Source organism: Cellulomonas sp. NS3, from assembly GCF_024757985.1.
GTDB lineage: Bacteria > Actinomycetota > Actinomycetes > Actinomycetales > Cellulomonadaceae > Cellulomonas_A.
Map to the genome: position 1 here is coordinate 4,766,011 of NZ_CP103289.1, position 10,269 is coordinate 4,776,279.

Annotated in this window: 8 protein-coding genes; all 8 read right to left on the minus strand. The window is 70.3% G+C overall.

Annotation, left to right across the window (positions count from 1 at the left end):
* Nucleotides 1-19: 19 nt before the first annotated feature.
* The 8 genes from NXY84_RS21655 to rpmH all read right to left on the minus strand — a co-directional run bounded on the left by NXY84_RS21655 (nucleotide 20) and on the right by rpmH (nucleotide 9,608).
* A complete protein-coding gene (locus NXY84_RS21655; RefSeq protein WP_258725097.1) occupies nucleotides 20-1,273 on the minus strand; it encodes a ParB/RepB/Spo0J family partition protein in 1,254 nt (417 codons plus the stop codon).
* Entirely contained in the window at nucleotides 1,270-3,063 is a 1,794-nt protein-coding gene (locus NXY84_RS21805; RefSeq protein ID WP_309485030.1) for an AAA family ATPase, read from the minus strand. The genes NXY84_RS21655 and NXY84_RS21805 overlap by 4 nt, the downstream gene beginning before the upstream one ends.
* A 328-nt stretch (nucleotides 3,064-3,391) precedes the next feature.
* A complete protein-coding gene (rsmG, locus tag NXY84_RS21665; RefSeq protein ID WP_258725098.1) occupies nucleotides 3,392-4,072 on the minus strand; it encodes a 16S rRNA (guanine(527)-N(7))-methyltransferase RsmG in 681 nt (226 codons plus the stop codon).
* 2,985 nt (nucleotides 4,073-7,057) lie between these two features.
* The gene (locus NXY84_RS21670; RefSeq protein WP_258725100.1) at nucleotides 7,058-7,582 is read right to left on the minus strand and encodes a protein jag; all 525 of its coding nucleotides are present in this window, start codon (nucleotides 7,580-7,582) and stop codon (nucleotides 7,058-7,060) included.
* 42 nt (nucleotides 7,583-7,624) lie between these two features.
* Nucleotides 7,625-8,761, minus strand: coding sequence for a membrane protein insertase YidC (gene yidC, locus NXY84_RS21675; RefSeq protein ID WP_258725101.1), 1,137 nt, complete (start codon nucleotides 8,759-8,761; stop codon nucleotides 7,625-7,627).
* 22 nt (nucleotides 8,762-8,783) lie between these two features.
* The gene (gene yidD, locus NXY84_RS21680) at nucleotides 8,784-9,089 is read right to left on the minus strand and encodes a membrane protein insertion efficiency factor YidD (RefSeq protein ID WP_258725102.1); all 306 of its coding nucleotides are present in this window, start codon (nucleotides 9,087-9,089) and stop codon (nucleotides 8,784-8,786) included.
* Between the two features lie 8 nt (nucleotides 9,090-9,097).
* Nucleotides 9,098-9,523, minus strand: coding sequence for a ribonuclease P protein component (gene rnpA / locus NXY84_RS21685; protein ID WP_309485031.1), 426 nt, complete (start codon nucleotides 9,521-9,523; stop codon nucleotides 9,098-9,100).
* Nucleotides 9,471-9,608, minus strand: a complete 138-nt coding sequence (gene rpmH, locus NXY84_RS21690; protein ID WP_034225701.1) for a 50S ribosomal protein L34 — start codon at nucleotides 9,606-9,608, stop codon at nucleotides 9,471-9,473. The genes rnpA and rpmH overlap by 53 nt, the downstream gene beginning before the upstream one ends.
* Nucleotides 9,609-10,269 lie beyond the last annotated feature (661 nt).

A 10,269-nucleotide genomic window follows, 5' to 3' on the forward strand; every position in this document is an offset into this window, starting at 1 on the left:
TTCCACGTGAAACAACGACTCAGGGCTTGAGGAGGCCCGGATCCTCCGGTGCGAGGCTCTCCAGGATGCGGTTCAGGTCTTGGACGGAAGCGAACTCCACGGTGAGTCGGCCTCGGGCCTTGCCGAGGTTGATCTTCACGCGCGTCTCGAACCGGTCTGACAGTCTGGATGCGAGTTCGTCGAGCGCCTCGTTCCGCTCCCCCGCCTTCGGCCGACGCCGTGCGGCTGGACTCTCGGCGTCGCCCCCGAGCGACACGATCTCCTCGACGGCGCGTACCGACAGCCCTTCGGAGACGATGCGCTGCGCGAGCCGCTCGATCGCCGCTCCGTCGGCGAGTCCGAGCAGCGCGCGCGCGTGACCCGCGGAGATCACACCAGCGGCGACGCGGCGCTGCACGAGCGGCGGAAGCCGGAGCAGCCGAAGCGTGTTGGAGATCTGCGGGCGGGAGCGGTGAATGCGCGTGGCCAGCTCCTCGTGCGTGCAGCCGAAGTCGTCGAGCAGCTGCTGGTAGGCGGCCGCCTCCTCGAGCGGGTTGAGCTGCGATCGGTGCAAGTTCTCCAGGAGCGCGTCGCGGAGCAGATCGCTGTCCTCAGTGTCCCGGACGATCGCGGGGATCACGGACATGCCGGCGGCCTGGGTGGCCCGCCACCGGCGCTCACCCATGATGAGCTCGTACTGATCGTCACCGACCGGCCGGACCACGACCGGCTGCAGGACGCCAACCTCGCGGATCGAGGCGACGAGCTCCTCGAGCGCCTCCTCCTCGAACACCGTCCGCGGCTGACGCGGGTTCGGCCGGATCGAATCGACGGGGAGCTCGGCGAACCGCGCGCCCGGCACGGGCACCAGGTCCTCTGCGAGACCGGTTGACCGTCGACTCGTCCTGTCGGCGGCGGGAGACGTGTCCCCCGCGTCGGGCGGCACCTCGTCACTCGGCGTCGCGGCCGGGCTCGAGACCGTCGCGGTGTCCACCGCTGCGTCGGTCACAGCTGTCCGCGTCTCGTCGACGGCAGGCTCGGCTTCCGAGACCGTGGCGGTCGCCTCGGACGTCGTTGTTGGTGCGACGGCCGTAGCCGTTGCCGGCGCTGTGGTTCCACGTGAAACAGGCCGCGTCACCGGATCGGGAGGAAGGTCCACGTCCGGAGCACCGGTCCTGTTGTCCGGGAAGAAGACGTCCACCGGACGCTGAGCGTCCGACGTCCGCTGGCCGTCCAGGCCGTTGGGGATGAGGGCGCCGAGCCCTCGGCCCAGCCCCCGACGCTTCTCGCTCACTTGTCCTCCTGCTGGTGGGTCACGTCGCCGTGCGTGCCGGTTCGGGCCTCGGCGAACGCGCCGTCGCGCTCTGCCGAGAGTTCGTCCGGGCCGTTCGCAGGGCCGTCCGACGCGGGGCGATCGTTGGGGGTGATGTCGCCGCCCGGGGCGGCGACGATGGCTCGCTCGGCAAGTTCCCGTGCCGCTTCCAGGTACGCGAGTGCGCCGGTGGAGCCGGGGTCGTACGTCATCACCGTCTGGCCGTAGCTCGGGGCTTCGGAGATACGGACCGACCGAGGGACCGAGGTGCGCAGCGTGGTCTCCGGGAAGTGCTCGCGCACCTCTTGTGCCACCTGCTGGGCGAGGTTCGTACGCGCGTCGTACATCGTCAGCAGGATCGTCGAGACGTGCAGGTCCGGGTTCAGGTGTGCCTGGATGAGCTGGATCGTCTTCAGCAGCTGGCTCAGCCCCTCAAGCGCGTAGTACTCGCACTGGATCGGGATCAGCACCTCCCGACCGACGACGAACGCGTTCACCGTGAGCAGCCCGAGGCTCGGGGGGCAGTCGACGAAGACGTAGTCGATCGGCTCGAGCCCAGCCTCGATGCGACCGCGCAGGTACGCATCGAGTGCTGACCGGAGGCGAGTCTCCCGCGCCACCATCGACACGAGCTCGATCTCCGCGCCCGACAGGTCGATGGTCGCCGGCAAGCACCAGAGGCGCGGCACGTCCGGGCTCTCCTGCACGGCCTCCGCCATGCTCGCCCCCTCGACCAGGACCTCGTAGATCGAGGGAGTCCCGGCACGGTGCTCGATGCCGAGGGCGGTCGAGGCGTTGCCCTGGGGGTCGTTGTCCAGCACGAGCACGTTGAGTCCGGCCTGCGCGAGAGCCGCCGCCATGTTCACGGTCGTCGTGGTCTTGCCGACGCCACCCTTCTGGTTCGCCACCGTGATGACCCGCGTCGACGCGGGGCGGGGGAACCTTCTCCCCCGCAGCTGTATGCGCCGGCGAGCGTCCTCCTGGATCTGCGCCATCAAAGGTGTGTCCTCACCGACGTCCGGAAGACTCTGCACGAGCGCATCCCGGTGGAGGTCGTCGGCGTCCACTCCGGCGGCATCGAGCGTGAGCGTGTCGTCGAGATCCTGGCCCGCCGACCCAGGTGCTGGTGCGCGGTCCGCGTCAACGACCTGCTCCTGGTCATCGACCCGGGCTGCGGTCATACCGTCGTTCATCTGCTCGCTTGCTTCTGCACCGTCAGGCGCGTCGTGGAGAGTGCCGTGCACATGGTCGGGCATCGGAGGCCCGGAGATGTCCGCTGGCGGAGGCGGCGTGTCAAAACGCACGGGTGCCGGCACGGGGTCGGTGGAGTCGTCCTGCGCGGCGAACGCCTGCGCGGCACTTGCTCCGGTATCCCCGTCATTGCCGGACGCGTGCACGGTGTCGTCGGCCGCCGCGGCCGGTACGTCATTCGATGCCGCGGGTGCAGAGCCGTGAGCCGCGGTGCCGTCCATCACCGCGTTCGATGGTTCCGCAGTCCTCGACGCGCCGCTGGGTGCGACGTTCGAAGCCTGAGCCGAACTGCCCGCGCCGACGGCTCCACCCGAGAACCCCGTTGTTTCACGTGAAACCGATCGCTCTGCGTCGATCGCTGCGGCGGCCTCGAACTCCGAGCTCGTCGCACCGTCTGACCGGCTGTCCGCGGTCGGGGCCGGCCTGTCGAGCGCTGCGGCCGCGGTCTGAGCGGCGAGCTCGTGGGAACCGTCCGCGGGCGTGAGGTCCGCGTTCGCCGTCTCGGCGTATGCGTCAGCCATGACAGACGCACCCTTCGAGACCGGGGCGTCCGACTGAGGGTCGAGGGCGCGCGCAGAGGATTCGGTGTGCACGGGACCGCTCCCCGGCGCGAGCGACGGCCACACAGTCGTCGACACCGATCCCGCCACGTCTGAGGCCTCGCCTGCGGGTGCCGCCTCGCTCCCGAGGCGCTGGCTATCCGCGTCCTCGGTGGTCGAAGGGGGCGACGCCTGCGGCGTCGGCTCCGAAGCGGGCTCGGCGTAGGCCGGTCTGACCGGAGGAGCGGGTACCCAGGAGTCGATGTCGGGACTGGCTGGCACAGCGATGGGATCTTGGCGCCGCTTCTTCCTACCGAACACCGCGAACAGCCTCCCGAACGACGCGAACCACTGTGGTCTCATCGACACCGTCAATTGTGTGAGCCGCATGAATGGACGCTTGCCCGGCTCCCAGACGCTTGCCGGCCTTGCTTGCCGTCTGCACCTCGTCCGCTGCCCGTCCGCCCTTGAGCGCCACGAGAACTCCCCCGCTGGTCAGGAGCGGGAGCGCCCACCGGTAGAGCCGGTCGAGGGGGGCGACTGCGCGGGCGGTGATGGCGTCAGCCAGGAGACTCCCGTGTACGTCTTCGGCTCGTGCGCGGGTGACGGTCGCATTCGCCAGGCCGAGCTCCGCGACAACTTCACCGAGCCAGACGCATCGACGCTCCATCGGCTCGAGCAGCACGACCTCCGCTTCCGGGAGCATCGCCGCAACGACAACGCCCGGCAGGCCGGCTCCAGAGCCGAGGTCCACGATGCGGCCGGTCTGCGGCAGGAACGGCACGACGGCGGCCGAGTTCAGCAGGTGCCGCTCCCACAGGCGTCCGACCTCACGCGGCCCGACAAGGCCGCGAAGGACGCCCTCGTCCGCCAGCATGCGATGGAAGTGCTGGACGGAGCTCCAGGAAGATCCGAAGTACGCCGGCAGCCGAGAATCTCCTTCGAGCGGGTCCGGAAGCATGGTCGCCTCGTCCGTCTCGGCTCCGTTCATGCACCTCGCCCCGTTCCTGAAGGGGCCGAAGCCCCGCTCGATCGAGGCCGCCGGACCTCGTCACCACACTGGTGCGCGGCCCACCGTACCGTCTGCTCGATCGCATCCATGTGTGCCACCCCGCTGCTTGTGTACATCGACACGCGCGTCACTGTCCGGGGGCGGACGAGGTGTCCCCGATTCGCCGTCGGCCTCTCCTCACCCGCTGCGAGAGTCGGTGTTTCACGTAGAACGTGCCCTGCCGGTTGACGTCTCGGGCGTGAAGTCGACGCTCTCGCGCGTGCACCACTGGTGTACGCCCGGGATCCGCGGCATCAACTCTTGGGCTGCACTCGTCGTGACGGGGATCTCACGGGACTGCCGCAGCGGGGCGGAGCCAAGCTTCTCTCCAGCGAGCGCCCGCCCAGCAACAGCCGTGGCGGCATCTGCGGCCGACGCTCCCGTTTCACGTGAAACATGCCCGACGTGTGACGTGCGCGCTCGACCCCGACCGCGCCGCGGCTGAAACGAGAACCACGACGCGGTCAGCTACGTAGGCAGCGACTCCGGTGCACTGCCTCGACGGGACCCCGTTGCGCCTGACCCATGAGAAGGGCTGCGTAGCTGACGGAACCAAGTGCCCCGGCGACAGCGAAACCACTACCCCTCGACGCACGAGCACGGCGGCGGCGAATGGACGACCCGACGGCGATCGTGGGTCGGCGCTGAGCCGCATAGTCATCCTGCGCACAGGACGGCATGCGCCCTCCGAATGCGGCGTCGCGCCAGTGGCGCTCCCAGCTTTCATGTTCCAGCGAGTCCAGGGCACAAGGGTGTCAGCCGCTCCAGCGCCCAGTGGGCGCAAGCGGCGTGCGCCGTGGGCGGAGGGCGGTGGACGATGGACGGCCTCCACTGCCTCCGTGGATTGGGTCATGTGTCCGCTGGATCCGCACCGCGTCAGTACGGGGCGCGCGGCAACGCACGCCTGACCGGCGTGATCCGCGCGGCAGGAGCGTTTCACGTGAAACGAGCGACACCCTTGTCTCGGGTGCGGTTCGGAACGGGCACGCCACGTCACCGACTGCCGGCGAACCTGCAGGGTGTCATGCGGGTCTTGCGGAACGGTGCACAGAGCATGGGAGTCCTCTCGGGTCGAACCTCGACGCCGCAGGCGTCGGCTCAGCAGGGCGCTCCCTCGCGTCGCGCCGGCGAGCGGGCGGCGGTCATTCGACGAGATCTCTCCGAAACAGCTGAAGCAAACAGCCCGCCACGCTGCAGCCACGGGCACGGGTCGCAGCTGGTGGCGTCGCCGGTTGCTAAGCGACCGGTCGTGGCGCGCGTCCGCGCCGCGCCGCTGGCGCGCGGGGGCAGGGGCGGGGGCGCGGGGGCGCGGCGATCAAACCGGAAGGCGATGAGCCGGACGCCATGAGACCAATGCACCCACCAGCACGCCACGTTCCCTCGCGCAGAGGAGGGGCGTTGATCGAACCCCCATGAATCCACGATCGGATCACTGTCATGACCCCGACTGTCATGTGCGCCGCGAGCGCAGACGGCGATCCGTGAACTGCCAAAGGCCATCGGCCGCCGCTGTCGTCCTGTCAGGTGCCCGGCGAGCAGACCGTCTGGTGTGCCGGGCTTGCTCGAACACCCCTCTGGTGTGCCGAGCCGACTCGAACACCGAGCGACGCAAGAAGCCGGTCCCGGGGGTTCGGAGACGCGGATCGGCAGCGGACTGGTCGACCGTGCGCCGATACGGCGCGCTCGGCCCGGCGGGCCCCTCCTGCGCACGTAGCGGGGCTGTGGCGGTCCTGCCAGCTCCGTCGGACCACGTTGCGCGCTACGCGGCGTCGCGAGTCGTGCGGCCGATCCCGCTTGTCGACTCGGACGGCTACTGGTCCTCGACTCGGACGGCTACTTCACCGGCGGTGCCGTCGACCGGCGCTTCGACGCCAAACGACGCCGGAGGCAGACGACCTGGAGGGCAGGGCCGCATCCTCTACGCCATGGCGCGGGCCCCTCCGGTTGGCCGTCGACGCGGCGATCCGCGCGTCGGGCGGACGAAGACCCACCGTCATCGTCTGCTGTCGCCGCGCCTCGGGTGCCCCGCATCCAGACGTGGACGACAGGTCGAGGCGCATCCCCTCGCAGCCGAGATCGACACAAACGTGACCTTACGTCCACCCGCCGATGGCGGCGGATGCGCACGGTCGCGACAGCAGGACCGGCTGCCTACTTGTCACTGGTAGCGCAACAGCGCGCCTGGAGGCTCGTGTCTCGTTTCTCGTCGCGCGCAGCTCCAGCAACGTCCCACTCGGCTCGTACCCTCGAGCACCGGTCTCGTCGCTCGAGGCTTCCCGCTGACGGCTCGTAGTGCACGGCTACCCCCCGAGGTTCGCGGCTCGCTGTTCACGGCTCACGGGTTCGCGGTTCCCGGCTCCGAGTTCCCGGCCCCAGACTCCGGTTCATGGGTCCCGGATCGCGGCTCCCGGTTCGCGGCGCCCGGACGCGGCTCCCGGGATGCCGGGGGCGGACACCGGGACACCGCAGACGCCGGGACACCGCAGACGCCGGGACGCCGGGACCTCGGGACGTCGGGACGTCGGGACGTCCTCCCCCGCCCGTCACCGCATGACAACCTCGCGCGACGGCCCCACACATCACCACATGGTCCCCAGCATCATCGATCGACGACGCGACCCCGCGCGTAGGCGGACGAGACAGTCAGCGCACGCACGTTCCTCCTCCGCCGCACGCCTATCGGCGAACCCGCCGTTCCACGTGAAACACCGTCCCGGTTCAGGGCCGCTAGCCCCCGACTCGTCCCCCGGGTGCCCGAGCGCGCGCAACCAGTACGTCTCATCCCTCACAGCCCACACCCGGCTCACCGTCCTCATGCACCCCACGGACGACCCGAGCACCCGCCGCGCCACCACACCCCAGACACGCCGAGGGCGGCCGATCCACGATCGGCCGCCCTCGAGGCACTGCGGGTCGTCGTCGAGCTCAGGACGCCCTGATCACCACATGGCGCGCCGGCTCCACACCGTCCGAGTCGCTCACGAGCCCGGCAGCGGCGACAGCGTCGTGCACGACCTTCCGCTCGAACGGGTTCATCGGCTCGAGGGCCACGTCAGCGCCGCTCTCCTTGACCCGCGCGATCGCCTCGTCGGCGACCTTGATGAGCTCGGTCCGGCGTGCGGCGCGGTACCCCGCCACGTCGAGCATGAGCCGGCTCCGCTCCCCCGTCTTGGCCTGCACAGCGAGCCGGGTCAGCTCCTGGAGCGCGTCGAGGACCTCACCGTCCTCGCCGGCGAGACGCTGGAGCCCGCGCTCGGAGCCGCCCTCGGCGATGATCTCGACCGCCGCACGACCGTGGTCGACGTCGATGTCGATGTCCCCGTCGAGGTCGGCGATGTCGAGGAGCTCCTCGAGGTAGTCGGCGGCGATCTCACCCTCCTCCTCGAGGCGCGAGGACGGGACCTCGTCGGGGGTGGGCGGCGTGCTGGGCTGCTCGGTTGCAGGCGTCATCGGTGCTGCTCCTCGGGAGTCGGCTCGGTGCCGGGGTGAGCGTTACTTCTTGGGCTTGGGCTTGGTCGTGCTGACGCGCTTCGCGGGAGGCTCGTCGGGACCGTCGGACGGCACCGGGGCACTGGGCTCAGCGGCCGCAGCTGGTGCCGCCGCCGCCGTCGCGCCCGTCGCGCCCGTCGCGCCCGTCGCGCCAGCACCCGTCGGACGCGGCTTGGCGCGGTCCTTGCGCTTCGGCTGCGTGCGCTGCCCGGTGCGCGGCTTCTCGTCGAGGACCGTGCTGGGCGTCTCCTCGATCTCGAGCGTCTTCCCCTTGCTCGCGGCCTTGCGGGCCTTGCGCTCCTTGAGGGCGATCTCGGCCTGCGACCCGGGGGCCGGCATGCGACGGATCGTGTAGAACTGCTGACCCATCGACCACAGGTTCGTGGTGGTCCAGTAGATGAGGACACCGATCGGGAAGTTGACGCCGGACACCGCGAAGATGATCGGCATCAAGTAGAGGAGCATCTTCTGCTGCTGCGCCATGGGCCCCTGCAGGGCGGCGGGGGGCATGTTCTTCATCGTCAGCTGGCGCTGCGTGAGGAAGGTCGTCGCGGACATCGCGAGGATCAGCAGGACGGTGACGATCTTGACCTGGATGTCGTCGGACCCGAGGAACGTGCCGGACAGCGGCGCGCCGAAGATCGTGGCCGACTCGGCCTGGCCGGCGAGCTCTGCGGTGAGCGGGCCGATGGTCGCGCGGGGGTTCTCGGCATTCGGGTAGGTGCCGTCGGCGAGCGGTCCGAGCGAGTACAGGACCCGGAACAGCGCGAAGAAGATCGGCGACTGCGCGAGGATCGGCAGGCAGGACGCGAACGGGTTCGTGCCGTGCTTGCGGTACAGCTCCATCGTCTCGCGGCTCATCGCCTCACGGGACGCGGGGTCCGTCTTGCCCTTGTACTTCTTCTGGATCGCCTGCATCTCGGGTGCCAGCAGCTGCATCCCGCGGGAGGCCTTGATCTGCTTGAAGAAGAGCGGGATGAGCAGGATCCGCATGACGATGACGAGGCCGACGATCGACAGCGCCCACGCAGCACCGGACTCCGGGTCGAGCCCGAGATTGGTCAGCAGCGAGTGGAACTGGACCATGATCCAGGCCACCGCGACCATGATCGGGTAGAGCAGGCCGTCGAACCACGACATGTGGCAGAGCTCCTTGCTGGGGTCAGTGCGCGGCGTGGGCCGTGCGAGGAGAGCGAGGCCGGTGCTCCGCTGCTGGCGGAACGTCGTCGACGCCCCCGGGGTTCCAGGGGTGGCACCGCAGCACGCGTCGGACGGCGAGCCAGGTGCCCCGGACGGCGCCGTGGCGGGTGAGTGCGAGCACGGCGTACTGCGAGCACGACGGGTAGAACCGGCACGTCGGGGGCGTGAGCGGCGAGATGACGGTCTGGTACACCCGCACGAGCGCGACGAGCACGAGCACCGGCAGCCGCACGAGCAGCCGGAGGGCCTGCGCAGGACGTGAGGTCATGGGATGTCTCAAGCGCCGGCGCGCTGTCGGGCACGCTTGGCGGCGACCTTGAGCGCGATGTCGAGGTCCTCGCCGAGCGCCGCGTAGTCGCGCACCGCCGCGGGAGGCAGCGCACGCACGACGACGCCTGCGTCCGCCGGCATCGTCGCGAGCCGCTCGCGCACGAGCGCGCGCAGACGCCGCTTGACCCGGTTCCGCGTCACGGCGTTGCCGACGCCCTTGGACACGACGAGACCGACCACCGGACCAGGTCCGGGGTCGGTCTCAGTCACGAGGTGCACGACGAGCGACTCACGTCCGCCACGCGCACCGCGGCGCACCGCCCGCTCGAACTCGGCGGGACGGCGCATCCGGTGCGCGGCAGGCAGCACCGGAGAGGCGTCAGGCCGAGAGCTCCGTGCGACCCTTGCGCCGACGAGCGGCGAGGATCGCACGGCCGGCGCGCGTGCGCATGCGCAGACGGAAGCCGTGCGTCTTGGCGCGGCGCCGGTTGTTCGGCTGGAAGGTCCGCTTGCTCACGAGGGTCTCCAAGTACTTCGGGGCAATGATCACGCGCAGCGCGCACGACCAGGTCAGGGTGCCGAGCTCGACTGCTCCGGGGTCGACACGCGCGAGCGTGTCCGGCGTCATGGCGCGCCAGCAGGAGCCATCAGGAAGGGCTGCACAACGTTACGCCGCGCCGGCCTCGAGGGTCAAATGGCGGGCAGCACGAAACGCCGCTCCACGACACACAGCTCCACGACCCGGCACCGGGGCCACGCACGACGACCCCCGCTACGGCTGCGCGACCGCCGCCACACGAGGTCGCTCTCACCCGTCATGGCCGCGTCCCGCCCCGATGCCCCGACCTGCGACCGGAGGCCCGGCACTATGCCATCCCCCGGAGCCCTCGACGCGGCACGACACGCCGACGTCCGGTTTTCTCACCCGCCCGCCCTCCCGGAGGGCCGACGACGACGGTTAGTATCGTGCGTCGTCGCGACGGTCCCCCGGGCACTCCGGCGCTCCGCAGGACCGGACGTCCACCCGTCGGCAGGCGCGAGGCCCAGGGCGACCGCCGCCGCCCACGCCCCGCCACGGGGCCATTCGACGCACCGCACACAGGCTGTGGACAAAGGTGTGGATCATCGAGTGACCGTGCGAGACTCACGGCCACGACAACGGGCAGCGAGGGTAGGAC